General features: G+C 43.7%; 19 protein-coding genes. 10 read left to right on the top strand and 9 right to left on the bottom strand.

Features of this window, described 5'->3' with window-relative positions; all coding sequences use genetic code 11:
- Positions 1–96 precede the first annotated feature (96 nt).
- The 7 genes from purU to AXE82_RS02995 all read left to right on the top strand — a co-directional run bounded on the left by purU (position 97) and on the right by AXE82_RS02995 (position 7,248).
- Positions 97–957, top strand: a complete 861-nt coding sequence (purU, locus tag AXE82_RS03025; RefSeq protein ID WP_062331268.1) for a formyltetrahydrofolate deformylase — start codon at positions 97–99, stop codon at positions 955–957.
- A 103-nt stretch (positions 958–1,060) separates the two neighbouring features.
- The gene (locus AXE82_RS03020; protein WP_197931410.1) at positions 1,061–2,458 is read left to right on the top strand and encodes an MFS transporter; all 1,398 of its coding nucleotides are present in this window, start codon (positions 1,061–1,063) and stop codon (positions 2,456–2,458) included.
- Between the two features lie 86 nt (positions 2,459–2,544).
- The gene (locus AXE82_RS03015; RefSeq protein ID WP_062331265.1) at positions 2,545–3,648 is read left to right on the top strand and encodes a calcium:cation antiporter; all 1,104 of its coding nucleotides are present in this window, start codon (positions 2,545–2,547) and stop codon (positions 3,646–3,648) included.
- Positions 3,649–3,938: 290 nt separating this feature from the next.
- The gene (gene lysM / locus AXE82_RS03010) at positions 3,939–4,448 is read left to right on the top strand and encodes a peptidoglycan-binding protein LysM (RefSeq protein WP_062331262.1); all 510 of its coding nucleotides are present in this window, start codon (positions 3,939–3,941) and stop codon (positions 4,446–4,448) included.
- A 761-nt stretch (positions 4,449–5,209) separates the two neighbouring features.
- A complete protein-coding gene (locus AXE82_RS03005; RefSeq protein ID WP_062331259.1) occupies positions 5,210–6,415 on the top strand; it encodes an RtcB family protein in 1,206 nt (401 codons plus the stop codon).
- Positions 6,416–6,475: 60 nt separating this feature from the next.
- A complete protein-coding gene (locus tag AXE82_RS03000; protein WP_062331256.1) occupies positions 6,476–7,018 on the top strand; it encodes a DUF6756 family protein in 543 nt (180 codons plus the stop codon).
- Between the two features lie 2 nt (positions 7,019–7,020).
- A complete protein-coding gene (locus AXE82_RS02995) occupies positions 7,021–7,248 on the top strand; it encodes a hypothetical protein (RefSeq protein WP_062331255.1) in 228 nt (75 codons plus the stop codon).
- A gap of 51 nt (positions 7,249–7,299) precedes the next feature.
- Here the strand turns inward: AXE82_RS02995 and AXE82_RS02990 are convergent, their stop codons facing one another.
- The 5 genes from AXE82_RS02990 to leuC all read right to left on the bottom strand — a co-directional run bounded on the left by AXE82_RS02990 (position 7,300) and on the right by leuC (position 13,071).
- Positions 7,300–8,580, bottom strand: coding sequence for a L,D-transpeptidase family protein (locus AXE82_RS02990; protein WP_227713341.1), 1,281 nt, complete (start codon positions 8,578–8,580; stop codon positions 7,300–7,302).
- Between the two features lie 255 nt (positions 8,581–8,835).
- The gene (gene leuB, locus AXE82_RS02985; RefSeq protein ID WP_062331249.1) at positions 8,836–9,906 is read right to left on the bottom strand and encodes a 3-isopropylmalate dehydrogenase; all 1,071 of its coding nucleotides are present in this window, start codon (positions 9,904–9,906) and stop codon (positions 8,836–8,838) included.
- A gap of 145 nt (positions 9,907–10,051) precedes the next feature.
- Positions 10,052–10,690 (bottom strand): hypothetical protein, encoded by a 639-nt coding sequence (locus tag AXE82_RS02980; protein ID WP_062331245.1) that lies wholly within the window; start codon positions 10,688–10,690, stop codon positions 10,052–10,054.
- A 302-nt stretch (positions 10,691–10,992) separates the two neighbouring features.
- The gene (leuD, locus tag AXE82_RS02975) at positions 10,993–11,643 is read right to left on the bottom strand and encodes a 3-isopropylmalate dehydratase small subunit (RefSeq protein ID WP_007114912.1); all 651 of its coding nucleotides are present in this window, start codon (positions 11,641–11,643) and stop codon (positions 10,993–10,995) included.
- Between the two features lie 9 nt (positions 11,644–11,652).
- Positions 11,653–13,071, bottom strand: a complete 1,419-nt coding sequence (leuC, locus tag AXE82_RS02970; RefSeq protein ID WP_062331242.1) for a 3-isopropylmalate dehydratase large subunit — start codon at positions 13,069–13,071, stop codon at positions 11,653–11,655.
- Positions 13,072–13,318: 247 nt separating this feature from the next.
- Between leuC and AXE82_RS02965 the strand changes: the two genes are divergently transcribed.
- Entirely contained in the window at positions 13,319–14,209 is an 891-nt protein-coding gene (locus tag AXE82_RS02965; protein WP_060994372.1) for a LysR family transcriptional regulator, read from the top strand.
- A 23-nt stretch (positions 14,210–14,232) separates the two neighbouring features.
- On the opposite strand, the gene AXE82_RS02960 is transcribed toward AXE82_RS02965, so the two are convergent.
- Complete coding sequence (locus tag AXE82_RS02960; protein WP_174901004.1) at positions 14,233–14,931, bottom strand: hypothetical protein; 699 nt, start codon at positions 14,929–14,931, stop codon at positions 14,233–14,235.
- Positions 14,932–15,208: 277 nt separating this feature from the next.
- The gene (locus AXE82_RS02955; protein WP_062331239.1) at positions 15,209–15,904 is read right to left on the bottom strand and encodes a DUF3108 domain-containing protein; all 696 of its coding nucleotides are present in this window, start codon (positions 15,902–15,904) and stop codon (positions 15,209–15,211) included.
- A gap of 402 nt (positions 15,905–16,306) precedes the next feature.
- Between AXE82_RS02955 and AXE82_RS02950 the strand changes: the two genes are divergently transcribed.
- Positions 16,307–16,600: a co-chaperone GroES gene (locus AXE82_RS02950; RefSeq protein WP_197931485.1), complete on the top strand. Its 294-nt coding sequence runs from the start codon at positions 16,307–16,309 to the stop codon at positions 16,598–16,600.
- Positions 16,601–16,771: 171 nt separating this feature from the next.
- On the top strand, positions 16,772–18,412 hold the full coding sequence (groL, locus tag AXE82_RS02945; protein WP_007114919.1) for a chaperonin GroEL: 1,641 nt from the start codon (positions 16,772–16,774) through the stop codon (positions 18,410–18,412).
- Positions 18,413–18,639: 227 nt separating this feature from the next.
- Here groL and yaaA read toward each other — a convergent pair whose 3' ends face one another.
- Together yaaA and argF are read right to left on the bottom strand one after the other, a co-directional pair.
- The gene (yaaA, locus tag AXE82_RS02940; protein WP_062331236.1) at positions 18,640–19,446 is read right to left on the bottom strand and encodes a peroxide stress protein YaaA; all 807 of its coding nucleotides are present in this window, start codon (positions 19,444–19,446) and stop codon (positions 18,640–18,642) included.
- A 103-nt stretch (positions 19,447–19,549) separates the two neighbouring features.
- Positions 19,550–20,470 carry an ornithine carbamoyltransferase gene (gene argF / locus AXE82_RS02935; RefSeq protein WP_062331233.1) on the bottom strand — a complete coding sequence of 307 codons (921 nt, stop codon included), beginning with the start codon at positions 20,468–20,470 and terminating at the stop codon, positions 19,550–19,552.
- Positions 20,471–20,521 lie beyond the last annotated feature (51 nt).

Here is a 20,521-nt window from a genome sequence, read left to right as displayed (position 1 = left end):
TATATCCAACAAGGGTTTTGATGGGTTTAGACTTCTTTGTCAGCACAAAAATCGCTACAATGGCATCTTTTGAAAATTGAACACAAGAAGTACCTCATGAGCCAACTAGCTACTGCAACTTTATTGATTAAATGCCAAGACCGCGCAGGCATTGTGCAAGCTGTATCCGAATTTTTTTATCGTTATGGCGCCAATATTATCAGCCTTGACCAATACTCGACTGAGCCCGAAGGCGGTCAATATTTTATGCGCCTTGAAATGGCTATCAATGATTTAGACAATATCATCGATAATATGAAAGGCAGTTTTGAGCATACCGTTGCTCGCATCTATCAAATGGAATGGAAACTATTTGATAATAGTAAACGTAAAAAGGTGGCGATTTTGGTGTCCAAATACGACCATGCGCTACTTGATTTGCTATGGCGCTGGCAACAAGGGCAACTAGATTGTGAGATTACCTGTGTCGTCAGTAATCATCATGATTTGCGCCAAGCGGTAGAAAATTTTGGTGTGCCATTTCATCATGTCGCTGTGAGCAAAGATAATAAAGTACAAGCAGAAGCCGAGATTCAAGCGCTGGTCAAAGACTGTGATTTGTTGGTACTGGCGCGCTATATGCAGATTTTGTCCGCTGAATTTACCGCCACCTGGCACATGAAAATTATCAATATTCACCACTCATTCTTGCCAGCCTTTGTCGGGGCAGACCCATACCGCCAAGCGTATGAAAAAGGCGTCAAACTGATTGGTGCCACCGCGCATTATGTCACAGCCGACCTTGACCAAGGACCGATTATTGAGCAAGACGTGCACCGTGTCAGCCATCGCCACCATGTGGCAGAATTGCGGGCGATTGGACAAGATGTCGAGCGTAGCGTGCTGACCCGTGCCGTGCGCTGGCATCTACAAAACCGGGTGATTGTCACAGGCAATAAAACGGTGGTATTTAACTAATTTTTCATCCGTTATGTGTTGTCATTGCAGCTTATCTTGTTATTAGGGCGTAGTTTTTACGCCCCTCTTCCGACTATAAAAATAATCTACCTGTGGTAGTCCTATGCCGTTATCAAAGTCGCCAGCGCCACCATCCAATTCTCATTTGACTCATTATAAAACCTTAGGCTTACTGCTCACCTTATACTTGGCACAAGGCTTGCCTGCAGGGTTTATTACCCAAGCTTTGCCAGCGATTTTACGTGAATACAAAGTCTCACTGGTTGCGATTGGTTGGTCAGGGCTGATTTTGGTACCTTGGGGGCTTAAATTCCTTTGGGCTACTGTGGTGGACGGCTATTATTCAGAGAAAATCGGACGCGCCAAAAGCTGGATTTTGCCGATGCAAGGGCTGTCGATTGTCATACTGGTTGCGGTGGCGTTTTTTGAACCGCATAATTTGGCACAAACCCCTTCGGTGATGACGTTGTACGGGATGTTATTTACCTTAAGTCTTATTGGTGCGACACACGATGTGGCGACGGATGGGCTAGCAACCCGTTTGCTTAAAGTAGCTATGGCGCCCAAAGAGCCGCTGACCCATGATATGCCTGCGCCTGCGTCTGTTTCGGTGAATCAGACGACCAATCACCATCATCGCCAAAGCCAAGGCAATGCCATACAAGTCATCGGCTATCGGCTGGGGCTGATTATCGGTGGCGGTGTTTTACTGATGCTGCTTGAGCAATTGGGCTGGCGCAACAGTTTTCTTGCCATGGCGGCTTTGGTGGCCATAAATACCGTGCCCATTGTGTTTTTTAAAGAGCACGCCCACACCTCGGTTATACCTTCCAAAAAACAAGTACAGGCAGAAAAATCTGGCAGTTTTAAGGCACTAAAAAATTACCTGAGCCACCATTATCAATATTTTTGGTCATCGCGGGAGATGCTGGCTTGGCTAGGGGTGTTATTGACCTATAAAATTGCTGATGGCATTTCAAGCGGTATGGTCAAACCGATGATGGTCGATGTCGGACTCAACTTGCAGCAAATTGGCTTTTGGGCAACTATTTTGGGCTCGGCTGCCTCAGTCGCTGGGGCAGGGGTCGCCACAATTTTGATGAAACGACTCACTCGCTTTATGTCACTGCTGTATTTCAATCTTGCGCAAGCGCTGACCACAGGGTTGTATGGGTTGGTCGCTTATGGGTTTTATCATCAGTTACTGACGGATTTTTTGTGGCTCTATGTCGTCAATGCGCTGGAGCATTTTTGTGCATCGTTGGCGCTGATTGCGATGCTCACCACCATTATGCATTATTCACGCCCTGCCAATGCGGGGAGTGATTTTACTGTGCAGGTTTGTCTGTTGACGGTGTTGGGCGGCTCAGCACATTTTGCCAGCGGCTATATGGCGCATTTTTTGGGCTATCAATGGCATTTTTTGGTGAGTATGTTGATTGGCTTTGTGTGCCTTGCACCAATAATTTACTGGCATAAATTACAAAATAATGAGAAATAATTTCATTTTTAATTGATTTTTGATATTTTTGACCATATTATCTATTTATATGATAGATTAGAAAATATAGATAGAGCGGAGGGGATATGGCGAAAACATTTTGGCTGAACCAAAAATTTAATATCAATTTACCCATTTGGACGTTATTGTTGCCAAGTATTGCCGCTTTAGTGCTTGCGGTGCATTTGATTTGGCATCCCTCGGGTATCATCATGAATACCGTGACGGCGATTTTTTTGATGGGGTCAGTTTTTGCTGCCGTGCATCACGCTGAGGTGATTGCTCACAAAGTGGGTGAGCCTTTTGGTACGTTGGTTTTGGCATTGGCGGTCACCGTGATTGAAGTGGCACTTATTTTGGCACTCATGAGTAGTAGTACACCCACCGATGCCGCCGTGCTTGCCCGTGATACGGTATTTGCAGCAGTGATGCTGATTTGTAACGGGATTATTGGTATTTGCCTGTTGATTGGTGGTATCAAAAATTACGTACAGCGTTATAGTTTGCATGGCAGTAAAGCGGCAATTAGTGTGTTATTGGCGATTGCATTAATCGTATTTATTTTACCCAATTTTACCACCTCTGCTGCAGGCGGTTTTATGATTGGTGCTCAGCTGCTGTTTGTAGCGATTTGCTGTTTGATTTTGTATGCCGCGTTTATCTTTACCCAAACCATTCGTCACCGTGATTATTTTATTGCCGACGGTGTAGATGATCAGCATCACAGTGATAATGCGCTAACCACGGCGATGAGTGTGGGATTTTTGTTTTTCAGTTTGGTGACGGTCGTGGGTCTTGCTAAGATGTTGTCGCCTGCGATGGAAGCGGCGCTGCTGGCGATGGGTATGCCAAAAATCGTGTTAGGGATTATCATTGCTGCCTTGGTACTGTTGCCTGAATCTATTGCTGCGGTAAAAGCTGCCTACAACGACCAACTGCAAAACAGTTTAAATTTGGCGTTAGGCTCGGCTTTGGCGTCCATTTCGTTGACAATTCCTGTTATCGCGCTTTATTCAATCTTCACAGCAACGCCCGTTATGTTTGGGTTGTCTGCCAAAGAAGGGGTAATGCTGGTCATTACGCTGATGATAACTATCAATACTTTAAGTACCGGGCGCACCACTTTTTTACATGGCATCATTCATTTGGTCATGTTAGCCACTTTTGTGTTTTTCTCCATTATCCCCTAAAGGAATAAATGGCATAGAAAATTGGCGTAATAAATGACGTAATAAATGACGTAATAAATGAAAGGATACTTGCAATCAGTAACATTCCTTTACTAAATACTTATGCTCATCAATTTAAGTTTTTGCTAATCTAGAGGGCAACTAGAATAACGCCCTAATTAACACGATTGTCGTTGTAGTGATGGGCGGTCGTTCTAGTCATTTGAGGTGTTGAAACGATCATTTAAGAGTTTCAACAAACCAGACATTAAAAATCGTATATTAAAATATTACAACATAAGGAAAAACAAATGGGACTATTTAGTTTTGCAAAAGACATCGGTGATAAAATCTTTCATCGTAACAAAGACGCTGCGCCAGCCTCTACACCTGCATCAAATGTTGCACCAACCGCAGCGCCTGCCGCTTCTACTGAGCCATCTGCACAAGAGATTGCGAACTTATTGATTCAGCGTATCCAACAAAATGCACACATTGACAATCTATCAGTCACCTATGACGGCAACACTGACAAAGTAACCATTAATGGTTCTGCCGCCAATCAAGCAGAGCGCGAAAAAGCCATTCTAGCGGCAGGTAACGTACAGTATGTTGCACAAGTAGAAGACCATATCACGGTTGCAACGCAAGAGCCAGAATCTCGTATGTACACAGTGAAATCAGGCGATACGCTGTCAAAAATTTCAAAAGAAGTATATGGCGATCCCAACCAATACAACAAAATCTTTGAAGCCAACAAACCATTACTATCTGACCCAAATAAAATCTATCCAGGTCAAGTACTGCGTATTCCAGCTTAATTTTTACCTTAAGCCTTTTAAACAACCAGTGACCCCTGTCGCTGGTTTTTTTATAAAAAAATTTGCATATCGATAAATAAAGTTTTATAGTATGCGTCTGATTCATTAGTTTTGATAACATATCAAACTGTGAATGCACTCAAACTTTTATTTCAGTTCTGTTTTGGCATTCTGATGTTAGTACCATCGCCAAAACCGCCACCCTAGCAAAAGGGAAAAAGGAGACACATGATGTCCGTACTTACTCACAACGTAAAACGTCTAAACAACACTGTTGATGTGTCTGCCGTCTGTTTTAACTAATTAAAATTTGGTTTTTAACAGCGTATATGCCATACGCCCCTACATTTACCGATTTTGATTTACCAAACCCAAAGCATCACCATCAATAGTAACTGACAAATAATAAAGCGAATATTGGCTTTTGATTGTGTTTGTTGTGATGGTAACGATTTGGGTTTTTTGTTGTCTAAAATTTCCCTGTTTTTCCATATCCCTAGTTTTACATGCCACAGAAATCGTCGGATAGTTAAAACGCACCTTGCGATAACAAACTTTTTCAGAGCAATTAATTTTTCAAACGCATTTATGTGTCTCAGTCTTGTTTGCCAGTCGTGTTAAAAGATTGGACGGCGTTTTATTGTTTAAATTTACTTATCAAAGTCACTTCAAAAAATTTTAATTATCATTTATTGGGCTAAATTTGCTACGCTAAAACTTTTAAGGGTGTGTGAATTTAGCATTAAAACAGAAAAAAATATATGAGTATTCAATTAGTATTAAATAAATCTGCGCAACATGGCGTACCTGTCAAAGTATTTACCAAAGATATTGAGCAAGAAGCCATCCAGCAGTTACGTAATCTTGCCCAGCTTGAATTTGTCCATCACCACATTGCAGTGATGCCTGATGTGCATGTGGGCAAGGGTGCGACTGTGGGTAGTGTGATTCCGACTAAAGATGCGATTATTCCTGCGGCGGTGGGTGTGGATATCGGCTGCGGCATGAACGCGGTGCGACTGTCACTCAAAGCCCACCAATTGCCCGATAATCTGGCTAAAATCCGTGCAGCGATTGAAGCCAAAGTCCCTGTCGGTTTTAACCAGCACCAAGCCATCACGGTGAAAATGACTACGCTTGACCCGCTTGCCAAACGCTTAAAGCGCATCACCGATAAGCACAAGGGGCTGCTCAAAATGCTGCGCAACTTTGAGCGAACTTGGGCAAAACAGCTCGGTACGCTGGGCGGTGGTAATCATTTTATTGAGCTGTGTATCGATGAAAACGAGGATGTCTGGGTGATGCTGCATTCGGGCAGTCGCGGTATTGGCAACTGTATTGGCGAGTATTTTATTACCCTTGCCAAAAAAGAGCAGCAAAGCCGCTTTGGGCATGTGCCTGACCGTGATTTGGCGTATTTCGCCCAAGGCTCCCATAGTTTTGACGATTACCTCGAGGCGGTGCAGTGGGGGCAGGATTATGCGTTAGAGAATCGCCGCGAGATGATGCGACTGATTGTCAGTGTGCTACAGCGTGAGTTACCGCATTTTACCTTGACTCGCGAGGCGATTAATTGCCATCACAATTATGTCAGCCAAGAACATCACTACGGTGAGGACGTGTACGTCACCCGTAAAGGAGCAATTTCTGCTTTCGAGGGTGAGCTTGGGATTATACCTGGCTCAATGGGGGCAAAATCCTATATCGTCAAAGGCAAGGGCAATAGCGAGGCGTTGTGTTCGTGTTCACATGGGGCAGGGCGACGCATGAGCCGTGGCAAAGCGATTCGGCATTTTAACCTTGATGACCTAAAAGCACAGACGGCGGGCGTGGAGTGCCGCAAAGACAAGGGCGTGATGGATGAAATTCCAGAGGCGTATAAAGATATTGATGCGGTGATGGCGAATCAGTCGGCGCTTGTCGAAGTCGTCCATACGCTCAAACAAGTGATGTGTATTAAAGGATAAATTTTTGATTTTATTGAAAAGTAGGGGCGTATTGAATACGCCCAATTTTGGAGAGTTAAAATGAAATATCCTGAAAATCAACATGGCAAACACCGCCCACAATCCAAAGAATGGCAAGACATTCGAGCCGAACTCATGCAATTAAAAACGCAATTTAAGCTAACGGATGATGAATTTCGCCCGTTATCGCCCACAGAAAATCATCAAGCGATTGAAAAACAATTTATTCAAACATTTTGTACTGTTAAAGATGGCAAAGTGGGTGATGGTTGGCTTTGGCAATATTTTAAACAAGAAGAATTTTCGGCTTACGATTTGCCAGAACGTCCTGAATGTTATTTAACTCAATTAATTGATGAAAATGAAACAATTTGGCTTGGTGCGACAACGACTTACCATGAAAACACAAAAATTTGGTGGTATGAGGGCAAGATTTTACCTATTCTTCAAGTATTAGCAGAAAGCTGTTTTTTTGAAGAGTGTTATTTTGTCTCAAAAAAATTCAAATGGCTATTTTGTATTAATCATCATGATGTTTTGACGGCAACGGGTGAAGATATGCCAAGAAAGCTCGAAAATTTAGAAAAATCTTTAAGGAATTAATCATGAAAAACCAAAAACAATTAATCAAATTGGGTGGGCAACTGGAGAAAAATCCGTCAATCGCTCAATCCAATTTGGCTGTTAAACCCCGTAATTACTTGGTGTTAAATCCGCTTTTGCAAAAAGGCGGACTGCATGAAAAAGACGATGTCGAAATCGCCCGTAAGAAACAACGCAGGCAGACCAAGCAGGATTTGCGAAAACAAGTTTGGCGACAGGAATCGCAATAACCAAACACCCCAGATTTCGGGGTGTTTAGTTGACGCCTATACAATATAAACTTATTCAAATACCACGTCTGCGCCATCGGCTATCGTGCCATACAGACTTAGGGCATCCCAATTGGTCAAACGCACACAACCGTGTGATTTTTGCGCGCTAATTAACTCAGGCTCAGGCGAGCCATGAATGCCATAACCCCGTTTTGATAACCCAATCCAAGCGCGGCCCACAGGATTGTTAGGTCCTGGTGGCAGCCACTTTTCTTTGGAAGAAAAATCAGTATTATAGGTGGGGTTCAATACCCGATTTTTAACTTTTAAACTGCCAGACGGTGACGGGGTGTAATTAGAGCCTACTGTTGTCGGGTAGCTTGCAACGAGCTCACCACTAGCAGCATAGGCGTACAAGATGTTTTTCTTTTTATCGCTCACAACCTTGGTCACTTCCGTCATATTGGGCTGATAAGGATTGTAGACAGTGATAATGTTACCCGCTGTGAGTGGCGTGGTGGGGTTCAATCGACTTACCAGTTTTTGGCTCATATGAAATTTTTCAGCCACCGCTTCACGCGCTGATTTGTATTGCATGTCTTTGGGCGCTTTGGTAATCACCAAATCATCGCGCGTTAGCTGATAATTGATAAAAATCGGCTGCTTATTTAACGTCTCGTTGCTGGTTAACGCCGCCCAGGTGGCTTCATCCATCGTGGTGGTTACGGGCAGATTGTGCTTTTGCTGAAAAATCTGCATCGCTTTGATGGTATTTTTATTCATTGTCCCTGTCACCGCACCCACACTATGCCCATGCCAGTTAAGCAGTGCTTGGGTCTTAAATACCAGCAGTTCATCAGGGGTAATTGACACTTGTTTTGATGGTAACGCGTCTTTGTTAGCCACGGTTGACGAATTGTCATTCGTTGATTGTTTGAGCGCAGTATAGTCAATAGTTGATTGAAAACCCGATGCAGATTGGGTCGTTGAAGCAGATGCGGTTGATGCGGCTTGTGACGCCACCACCGCAGAGGCAGGCATGGCTTTTAATTCAATAGCGCCTATTGGTGACCAACTCACTTGGTTCACTTGCTGGGCAACCATGGGTAAATTATCAGTGGTGTAGGCAATCTCTGGCAAGGCTTGTTTCAGTCGTTGCTGCACCAAGCTTGTGCCAATAAACTGTTGACTGACATTGGCTTTTAGCGTTGGGGCAGGCGAAGAGGCAGCGACACTTGCGGTTGTGCCAGCTGCAGTATTTGCTGTGGTACTTGCTGTCGCAACTGTGGGTACATCTATCGCTTGATTGGGTGACTGTTGACAGGCAGATAAACTGATAACAAGCAGCACGCTTGTGAACCAAGGTGCGATTTTATAATGAGAAAACATAGGCATTGAATTTTGAGAAAAATTTAGCAAGTGAGGATGGAAGGTCATCGAGGTTTTAGAGAAACGATAATGGCATACTATAACAAAACTCGGTTGAAGATAAGCAGGATTTTACAAATTTTTCAAAAAAATGTTGGCAAAAATGCCATAAAAAAAGGCAGGTTAGACCAGCTAACACTGCCTTTAATGCAGGGTAAAAATTAGGCTAATCAAAGATTATAAGTTAGCGATGACCGCATCCCCCATGTCTGAACAAGAAACCAGCGTGGTGCCTTGTTCAAAGATATCGCCTGTGCGTAACCCTTGCTGTAATACTTTTTGCACTGCTTGCTCAACCTGTGTGGCACGGGCTTCATCATTGAGGCTATAACGTAACAGCATCGCCAATGACAAAATGGTTGCCAATGGGTTGGCTTTATTTTGACCTGCAATATCAGGGGCAGAGCCATGCGATGGTTCATATAGCCCTTTGCCTGTGTCATTTAAGCTCGCGGATGGTAGCATACCAATAGAGCCAGTCAGCATCGAGGCTTGATCTGACAAAATATCGCCAAAAATATTGCCGGTGGCAATCACATCAAACTGTTTTGGGGCTTTGACCAGCTGCATCGCTGCATTGTCGACATACATGTGAGACAATTCAACATCTGGGTATTGGGCAGCGACTTCAGTGAAAATTTGCTTCCAAAACTCTGTGGTCTCAAGTACGTTGGCTTTATCAACTGAGCAGAGTTTTTTACCGCGTTTTTGCGCCGCTTCAAAAGCGACTTTGGCAATACGGCGAATTTCTGATTCGCTGTATTTCATGGTGTTGTAGCCTTCTTTTTCGCCGTTCTCAAGCGTGCGAATACCGCGTGGCTCACCAAAATAAATATCGCCGGTGAGCTCACGGACAATCAAAATATCTAAGCCAGATACCACCTCAGGTTTTAAAGTTGAGGCATTGGCAAGCTCTGGGTAAAGAATGGCTGGGCGAAGATTGGCAAATAGATTTAAGTCTTTACGAATCGCCAGTAATCCACGCTCTGGGCGCACTGAGCGTTCAAGGTTGTCATACTGTGGGCCGCCGACAGCACCGAGCAATACCGCATCAGCCTTGCGGCACAAATTTTGGGTAGCTTCTGGATAGGGTGAGCCATGCACATCATACGCGGCGCCACCTAACAGCCCATACTCATAGCGAGCGTCTAAGCCTTGCTCGATTAATTTGTCCAATACTTTGACAGCTTGTCCAATGATTTCAGGGCCAATACCATCACCTTCTAATACGGCGATTTGTTTAGTCATGTTACTTCCTTCACGTTAATCTACAACTTTGTGCTGACAATTCAGCTTTTAAAATTTTGCTAGTTTCTAAAAAATAATCGAATCAGGCGTTATTGAATGGCGCTTTGTTGGATAAAGCTTTTGTAAGTAAAGCTTTTAGGGGCATTTATAAAGCAATCTTGATAAATTCATTCGATAAAGCGCCTTGCTGATTGGGTTTTTTACACCATCGATTGGTAAGTTTGGCATTTTCATACAAGTCAATACACAGGGGCGTTGGGGCAGACTGCGCTAGTAAACTATAATCGGTCTTTTGAATTTGGCGGTAGGCTTTGAGCTCATAGCGTTTACCGCTTTCAAAACGATGGATAAAACTAAAACTTTCAGCCGTCGTCAAGTCCTCATCCAAATAAAAACGGGTGGCAACCATGTGCTGACCACTCGGAAAACTTACCAAGTAGTTTGGCATAGTAGACTTGCTCTGCGGCTTACTCATCAAGGGTGTGACGGTCACAGGGCTGGCAACTTGGCTATGGTTGCCAAGGGTAGCGCTCGGGGTGTGAGTCGATTGATTAATAACTGCCAATGTGCCAATACGATTGATTTCACAGGCATAAACGCCTGTGCATTTTAGGGTGCTTTTGCCTGCAGCAATCGGTTGCGGCGCTGTTACCAGTGGGTGTTTGGCGCGTGCGCTCGGCTGATTTGTCATTGATTGACAGCCGGATAACGCCACCGCTGAACAAATCGCAATGGCTACAACAGGCAAACAGTCAGGGCGAAAAAAGCGCTTCGTAAACATCATGGTCGTTATTCCCTCAAATCAAAAAAAGCAATTAAAAAATTGCAGTAACAGGGTGCCTGCCACAGTTAGATGATGATAACCAAGGCGGATGATGCCATGATTTAAACACAGTCATAGGCAGGCTAAAATGTGACTAACATAACCAATATGCCAACCTTTGTCAAAAAATGCCTTTGTCAAAAAATGCCTCTTTAGACACGGCTTGTACACAGGCTGGGATAAATGATGGATAAGCTCTCAATGATAAATCATCAATGATGAAACGCTCCTAACAGTGTATATTTACCTAAGCAAGCAGCACTTTAAGCCGCCCCTGTGCCAAATACCCAAGGGCGAGATTGTTTGGCGTTCTCTTCATACGCTTTGATGCTATCAGCTTGCTGTAATGTCAGACCAATATCGTCTAAACCGTTGAGCAGACAGTGCTTACGGAATTCATCGACGTCAAACGCATAGCTTTTACCTGAGGGTGAAATCACTTGCTGTTTTTCTAAATCCACGGTTAATTGATAGCCATCTTGGGCAAAACATTCGGCAAACAATTCACTGACCGCATCTTCACTTAAAATCACTGGCAACATGCCATTTTTAAAGCAGTTATTGTAGAAAATATCGGCAAAACTTGGCGCAATCACCGTTCGAAAACCATATTCTTCGAGTGCCCAAGGGGCATGCTCACGGCTTGAACCACAGCCAAAGTTTTTACGTGCAAGCAAAATGTTAGCACCTTGATAACGGGGCTGATTTAAAATAAAGTCAGGGTTAATGGGGCGTTTGCTGTTGTCTTGACCAGGATAGCCCTCGTCCAAATAACGCCATTCATCAAATAAATTGGCACCAAATCCTGTACGTTTGATAGATTTCAAAAATTGTTTTGGAATGATTTGGTCAGTGTCCACATTTGAGCGATCTAATGGGCAGACAATGCCTTGCTCAAGGGTATATTTTTTCATAGTTCTACCTTAATAATTTCTCACGTCAACAAAATGACCGGCTAATGCCGCGGCAGCTGCCATCGCAGGGCTGACCAAATGGGTGCGTCCGCCATTGCCTTGACGGCCTTCAAAGTTACGATTGGAGGTACTGGCGCAATGTTCTTTTGGCTGCAATTTATCCGCGTTCATGGCGAGGCACATCGAGCAGCCTGGCTCTCGCCATTCAAAACCCGCTGCGGTAAAGATTTTATCCAGCCCTTCGCTTTCTGCCTGTTGTTTAACCAACCCAGAACCGGCCACCACAATCGCTTCTTTGACGCTATCTGCGACTCTACGACCTTTGATAACCGCCGCTGCCGCGCGGATATCTTCAATACGCGAGTTGGTACAAGAGCCGATAAACACCCGATCGACTTTGATGTCAGTGACCGGTTGACCTGGGGTCAAACCCATATACTCATAGGCGCGTGTCCAAGCTTCTTTTTGGACATCATCTTTTGCCATATCTAGGGTAGGGACGTTTGCGCTGATATCCACCACCATCTCAGGGGATGTGCCCCAAGATACTTGGGGTGCGATGTCCGCGCCTGCCATTTCAATGACGGTATCAAACACGGCATCAGCATCTGAATGCAGGGTTTGCCAGTAAGCCACGGCTTTATCCCACATTTCACCGGTAGGCGCATAGGGACGACCTTTGACGTATTCAATCGTGGTGTCATCAACGGCTACCATGCCAACGCGTGCGCCCGCTTCAATCGCCATATTACACACGGTCATTCTTCCTTCCATGCTCATGTCACGGAACACATCGCCTGCAAATTCAATGGCGTAGCCTGTCCCGCCCGCGGTGCCGATTTTTGCAATAATCGCTAGTACCACGTCTTTGGGGGTGACACCTTCACCCAATTTTCCATCGACTTTGATAAGCATATTTTTCATCTTGGTTTGCACAAGACACTGTGTTGCCAATACATGCTCAACTTCACTGGTACCGATGCCGTGGGCAAGACAGCCTAACGCACCATGGGTTGCGGTATGTGAGTCGCCACATACCACGGTCATCCCAGGTAATACCAAACCTTGTTCTGGGCCTACCACATGCACAATGCCTTGGCGCACGTCATTGATGGTAAATTCAGTGATATTAAATTTGGCACAGTTTTCATCGAGTGTGGCTACTTGCAAGCGAGAGACGTCATCTTTAATGCCTGCCACCCCTTCTTTACGCTCGCTTGCCACTGTTGGGACATTATGGTCAGGGGTGGCGACGTTTGCTGACAAACGCCAAGGGTCACGATTGGCCAATGACAAGCCTTCAAATGCTTGTGGGCTTGTGACTTCGTGTAATAAATGACGGTCGATATAGATAAGACTAGAACCGTCGTCTCGTTGATTGACTAAGTGATCTTGCCAAAGTTTATCATAAAGCGTTTGCGCTGCCATGACACATATCCTATGGTTTTTTTATAAAAGGGCGTAGTAATCGGGTAAACAATAACGCCATTATAACAAAGAAAAATGATAATTTTAATTGATGATTTTTATATTTTATAAAAATTTTAGGAATGTATTGGGCGATTAAATAAATTGTATTTGGGCAAACGTTGTCTTATAATCTTATTTAATGTATTTTTTAAAGAATGAAACTTTTATTTATATCAAATGGTAGGGTTTTAGTTTTGGGGGAAAGATGAATACCACAAATTTAAATACTTTTTTAGCGGTTATGCAAACAGGTAGTATCTCGCAGGCGGCTGATAAATTATTTATTACACAGCCTGCAGTAAGTAAGCGTATCAAAAACTTAGAAGACGAATTTGATGTCACCCTTTTTGATACTGTGGGTCGTGGTATTATCCCAACCCAAGCGGCGCATGACTTGATACCCCATGCCAAACGCTGGCTAGATGATTACGATAATCTAAAAATTAATCTTAAAAACCGCCAGCAAACGGTATCAGGCAAACTGATTATCGGTACCAGTCATCATATTGGCTTACATCATCTGCCAGCTGTCCTCAAACAATTTATCCAAAGCTATCCTGCGGTACAGCTTGAAGTGCATTTTGTCGATTCTGAGCAAGCGCATAAAGCCGTCCTTGATGGCGACTTGTCATTGGCTTTTTTAACGCTACCCCCTGTGTATGATAAACGTCTAAATTATCATATGCTATGGTCAGATCCGCTGCATTTTGTGACCGGCATTTTATCGCCACTGGCGCATAAAATGAACGTGACGCTTGAACAATTGGCCAACTATCCAGCGATTCTACCCGCCGCCAATACCTTTACCAGTCAAATCACTTTGGCTGAATTTGCCAAATATAACTTAAAACCGTATGCCACGATGAGCACCAATCCACTAGAATCGATTCGTATGTTGGTATCGGTTGGGCTAGGGTGGTCAGTGTTACCGCAAACGTTAGTCAATCAAGATTTACAGCCGATTAATATGGATACCCCCGTTGAGTTACAACGCTATTTGGGGTTGGTCACTAACCCCAATATCACGGTATCTGCAAGCATGGCAGCCTTGCTTGACATGTTAGGATTGGAGATGGATGGTAAACATCGCGATTAATGGATGGACATAAAAAAAGCCTATCAACGTGATAGGCTTTGGGTAGAATTGTAGGCTTTACCGCGTAAATGCACCTCACCTTCCAATTTTTGTAATACCGGCCCGCCATATACTTGCCAATTATTTTTTTCGCCAAATTTGACCCCCACCAAACCTGTGAAGTTTTTACTATCAACAGAGGCGTTGGTACCTTCGTTAGGATGCTGAGCGACATTGCTTGCTATATTGTAGGCTGCCCCTGCTTGCTGTGCGGTATAAGCCAGTATTTGGTTGGTGGGATCTGCTTGATAAGCAGCGGCGGCGGCTTTTGCAGCGGCGGCTTTTGCAGCTTTGGCGGCTAGCGCCGCTTGTTCTGTACCATTGACAAAGTTGTTATTGCCGGTGAACTCAACATCCGCGCCCCACGGCTGGTCAAAAAACACACCCACACTGACTTTATCGTTGACGTCTGCTTTTGCCCCATAATTGATAAAATCATAGTTTAGCGCCATGTTGTTAATATCGCGACCTTCTTCAGACGTAGTTGGCGAAGGGGTGGTGGCCGCATTGTCTTTGCCAGTAATCGATGGGTCAATGGTGATTCGTTCGATGTAAGCAAAAGTGCCATCTTGCGTAAACCCCCAACTTGGCTGAGTTGAACGGTCAAGCCCCGCGGCTTGGGCAGCGCTAGCAAATGAAATGCTGGCAATAGCGAGTGTTAAGGATTGCAATCTTAATGACATGAAATACTCCCTTTTACATGGATATTGATATAGTGCGAATTGGAGAGCTTGCTAAAGGTTGCTAAAAAGTATGAAAAACTTAGACAGGATAGTGAGGCCTTCCAATGGACCTACAAAGAATAGTTAAAAACTTACGCCTTGACAACTTATGGCTTACAAAAATAGCGCCAATTTCTGACCTGATAAGTCACTAATAGCGTATTTTATTTACAGTGACATAAACATAAAAAAACACCGATTAATATAATCGGTGTTTGAGTCAAAACATGCCAAAGTATTAATTTACTTTAACCAAATTCATTTCCATTTTTTTACCATCATTGTTTTGAACGACTTTAACAGGCAGATAATCAAGTTTTGGGGCTAACCAAAAACTGGTTTGACGGTCTTTATCATCATGCACGCGATCGATACGCACCACGTCAAAAGTACCCGCTGGCACGGTAATGCGAGTCACGGCAGATTTTTTAAAGGGCACCGCTTCAACTGTATTGCGATCTGCCATGTAATATTTACCACGGAACTTGCCTGCTTTTAAATCCTCGCGAATTTGAATTTCTAAACTCAAATCATCATAGGCAGGCTGTGGCAAAGCAATGACTTTGTTTTGACCTTTATAATTGGTGACCAGCTGTTTTTTTGCATTATTAAAGTTCAATGTGGTAGTACGACCCGTCCCCAAAATTTTGTATTGGGTTAACGCGCTCACCGGTAAGATAGCGCCATTGGCATTCACAAAATTGGCGGTTTGCTTGGCACTGGCTAATTTACCGACACTTGCATTAACGTTATAAAAATACTGATTGCCAGTTTGGGTCAATACACGGCTTGCGGTGCCATTGTATTTGCCTTCAATATTAAAATTATAGGTTGCATTAAAAGGGGCAACTGCTGCATTCGCCATAGCGGTGATAGCCATCGCTGACACGAGTGAAGTACTTACTAACAGTTTTTTTACTAAAGAATTTTTCATGTTTCATCCATCAAATAACGTTCATCAGATAAGGTTAAATCTATTTGGTATGCATACAGTAGTATTGATGGCAAGCAAATACAAGCCAGTTAACAAAAGATTGTGATTGTGCAATAAACGACAGTCTTTATGAGGTATTTGGGTGAAGGGGTTAAAAAATTGACAACAAATTGCAAAATTTCGTAATTTTCTGCTTGAACAAATTGGCATACATCCCCACTGTTAGACAGTGAATTGATAACATGTCATAAGCATATGATTATTTATGCAAACAGATAGTTATCATCTTTTTGTGGTCGGCAAAATAGAGGGGGTCTTTTGAGCCAACCTCTGAGCTGATCACAGCTTTCAAAGCTAACTACGGCTTTCAAACAATAATTTAACAGTTAATTTATGGAGTAGATTATGGCAATTCGTCCTTTACATGATCGTATCGTCGTGCGTCGCAGCGAAGAAGAACAAAAAACAGCTGGCGGTTTATTGCTAGCAGGCGGCGCCCAAGAAAAACCGTCTCAAGGTGAAGTCATTGCAGTAGGTAATGGTCAAATCCGTGAAAACGGTGATGTACGTGCGCTCGATGTCAAAGTCGGCGACAAAGTACTCTTTGGTCAATATGCCGGCTCAACGGTTAAAGTAGATGGTGAAGAATTATTGATTATGAAAGAAAGTGATGTATTGGGTGTGATTGAAGGTTAATCAGTCATTACTTTAAACAATCGTTTTTTACCCAAAAGCTAATTTACTTAGTCTTAATTTACCTGGTCTTAATCTAACTGGTTAAGTACTTGGTAAAGTAATTGATAGCAACCGTGGTAGCAATTTGGACTACCTTATACAAATAAAAATTTATAATTTGGAGAATTTAACATGGCTAAAGATGTAAAATTTGGTATTGATGCCCGTGCAAAAATGATTGATGGTGTCAATGTACTCGCAAATGCGGTCAAAGTGACATTGGGTCCTAAAGGTCGTAACGTGGTTATTGACAAATCTTTTGGCGCGCCAACCATCACTAAAGATGGCGTATCAGTGGCCAAAGAAATCGAACTTGATGACAAATTTGAGAACATGGGCGCACAGCTCGTTCGTGAAGTCGCAAGCAAAACCAATGATGTTGCAGGTGACGGTACTACCACAGCGACTGTTTTAGCCCAAGCGATTTTGCAAGAAGGCATGAAATCAGTTGCCGCTGGCATGAACCCAATGGACTTAAAACGTGGTATCGATAAAGGTGTACGTGCTGTTGTTGCACAAATCCACGCGTTTTCAACCCCAGCCAATGACACTAAAGCCATCGCACAAGTTGGCTCTATCTCAGCTAACTCTGACCAAACTATCGGTGACTTAATCGCTCAAGCGATGGAAAAAGTGGGTAAAGAAGGCGTAATCACAGTTGAAGAAGGTTCAGGCTTTGAAGATACCCTTGAAGTCGTTGAAGGTATGCAATTTGATCGTGGCTACATCAGCCCATACTTTGCCAATAAAGCAGATACGTTGACCGCTGAACTAGAAAACCCATTAATCTTGTTAGTCGACAAAAAAATCAGCAATATCCGTGAGTTGATTCCACTGCTTGAAAACGTGATGAAATCTGGTAAAGCCTTACTGATCATTGCTGAAGATGTTGAAAACGAAGCCTTGGCAACTTTAGTTGTGAATAACATGCGCGGCGGTTTAAAAGTTTGTGCTGTCAAAGCCCCTGGTTTTGGTGACCGTCGTAAAGCGATGCTTCAAGATATCGCAATCTTAACGGGTGGTACAGTTGTATCAGAAGAACTGGGCATGAGCTTAGAAACTGCGGATTTATCAGTATTAGGTACTGCCAAAAAAGTGACGGTTGGTAAAGAAAACACTGTGATTGTCGATGGTGCCGGTCAAAAAACTGAAATCGATGATCGTGTTGCCTCTATCCGTCGCCAAGTGGAAGAATCAACCTCTGATTATGACAAAGAAAAGCTACAAGAGCGTATTGCTAAACTCGCAGGCGGTGTGGCAGTTATCAAAGTCGGTGCGGCGACTGAAACTGAAATGAAAGAGAAAAAAGACCGTGTGGATGATGCCTTGCATGCAACTCGTGCTGCCGTCGAAGAAGGCGTTGTAGCAGGTGGTGGTGTGGCATTGGTTCGTGCTATCTCTGCGCTTGACAATGTCAATGGTGACAATGACGACCAAGCCGCGGGTATCAACATTTTACGCCGTGCGATGGAAGCACCACTTCGTCAAATCGTGACCAACGCAGGTGATGAAGCATCTGTGGTGGTAAACCAAGTCAAAGGCGGTCAAGGTAACTACGGTTACAACGCAGCGACTGGTGAATATGGCGATATGCTTGAAATGGGTATCTTAGACCCAGCCAAAGTCACTCGCTCAGCGCTTGAAAACGCAGCATCTGTGGCAGGCTTGATGCTTACGACAGAAGCAATGATTACTGACCTGCCAAAAGACGACGCTGGCGCTGCTGCCATGGGTGGTATGGGCGGCATGGGTGGTATGGGCGGCATGATGTAATCTAAAGATTATATCCTACTCAAGCCATTTAGCTAAAATTAAAACCCTATTAAACTTCAGTTTAATAGGGTTTTTTAATTAGGGAAATTATCACAACCATGACGATGGAACTACCGACCGCTTCACTACCACAAGCCAACACCATCGGTGTATTCAATAAAAATGTGTTAAAAGATAGTATGAGTGTGGATTTATGGGCGAATATTTTGCGTTAAATGGCGGCGCAGTTAATCATTATCCCGTCTAAAAACATACTCAGTTGTGCTTGAGGCATTTTCAACAAACTGATAGCCTTCCAAGTTAAAGTCTTTTAACTGTTGCGCGGTTGTTAGCTGATTTTCAGCGGCAAAACGCACCATTAAGCCCCGTGCCTTTTTGGCATAGAAACTTACCACCTTATATACGCCATCTTTGCCGTCTTCAAAGCGAGGCGTGATAATATCCGCGTTGATTTTTTTGGGATTGACCGCTTTAAAATATTCATTGGAAGCCAAGTTTACCAAAACTTTGTATTTATTTTCTGCCATGCGTTGATTGATGAGATTGGCAAGCGTATCGCCCCAAAATTGATACAAATTCTCGCCTTTGGGATTTTTTAGCTTTGTGCCCATTTCCAGGCGATAAGGTAGCATCAAATCAAGCGGTTTTAACAAGCCGTACAACCCAGACAATATTCCTAATCGCTCATTTAAATAGTGCACTTGTTGCTTAGTCATTTGCTGCGCTGCCAAACCTGTATAGACATCGCCATCAAATAAATACAGCGCCGCTTTAGCAGGTATGTCAGCATGATCGGTGCTAAATGGCTGGGTAGTATCCCATCGCCAATTTTGGTTGCGCATCGCATTTAATTGCCCAAGTTTACCTGAGATACTCATCAACGCCGACAAATCGGTTGGCGCTAATGTTTTTAATTCACCCATCAATTCGCAGGCGTGCGCCATCAAAGCAGGCTGGGTGTAATGTTGACTAAAATCAAAAGGTAAATCATTTTTTTCATTCAAATTTTTGGCAGGCGAGAGCACAAAGTACATGGCTATGTTCCGTTTGCTTTATCGGTTAACAATTAGAGTGGTTAAGATCATGATAATGATAATGGCAGAGCAGGGCGCAAAGATAACGCCCAGACCACATAGATTAGGCGAGTTTGATTTTATCGGTTAACAAAAATTCCATCAGCGCTTTTTGGGCATGCAGACGATTTTCGGCTTCATCCCATACCACAGCACGCGGATCCTCTAGCAAATCATAGGAGATTTCTTCGCCGCGGTGGGCAGGCAGACAATGCATAAACAAGACCTCTGGATCGGCTTTATCCAGTAATGAGCGGGTCACCATGTACTGGGCAAATCGCCGTGCACGAGTATTCTGCTCGCTCTCTTGCCCCATACTTGCCCATACATCGGTGGCAACCAAATGCGAGCCTTTGACCGCCTCATTAACATCTTCGACCAGCTCGACACAGTGCGAATACTGTTTGATGAGGTCGGCATTGGGTTCAAACCCATAAGGGGCGGAAACCCGCAATTGAAAGCCAAATTGATGGGCGGCATGGATAAAAGAAGCGCACATATTATTGCCATCCCCAATCCAAGTCACCGTTTTGCCTTCGATGCTGCCACGGTGTTCCATAAAGGTTTGGATATCGGCTAGTAGCTGACAAGGATGCTGTTCATCGGTGAGCGCATTGATAACAGGCACTTGCGAATACTGGGCGAATTTTTCAACAATACTGTGTTCAAAGGTGCGAATCATGACGATATCGACCATGCGTGAGATAACACGTGCCGAATCTTCAATCGGTTCGCCACGGCCAAGCTGGGTATCGCGGGGCGATAGAAATATGGCATGGCCGCCAAACTGTCCCATCCCTGTTTCAAACGAAATACGGGTACGGGTACTCGATTTTTCAAAGATCATCCCCAAGGTACGACCGACAAAAGGCTGATAAATAACCCCTTCATGCTGCATCAAACGCAGTTCACTGCCACGTTTAATCACTTGCATCAATTCTTCTTTGCTAAAATCCAATAACGTCAAAAAATGGCGGGTACTCATTGCCTGTCCTACATCCCAATTTTGTCAATAAACATTACAGTAAACTATCAG

The sequence above is a fragment of the Moraxella osloensis genome (assembly GCF_001553955.1).
Classification (GTDB): Bacteria; Pseudomonadota; Gammaproteobacteria; order Pseudomonadales; family Moraxellaceae; genus Faucicola; species Faucicola osloensis.
The sequence above is the reverse complement of the archived record's forward strand: the minus strand, read 5'-3'. Positions and strand labels throughout refer to the sequence as shown.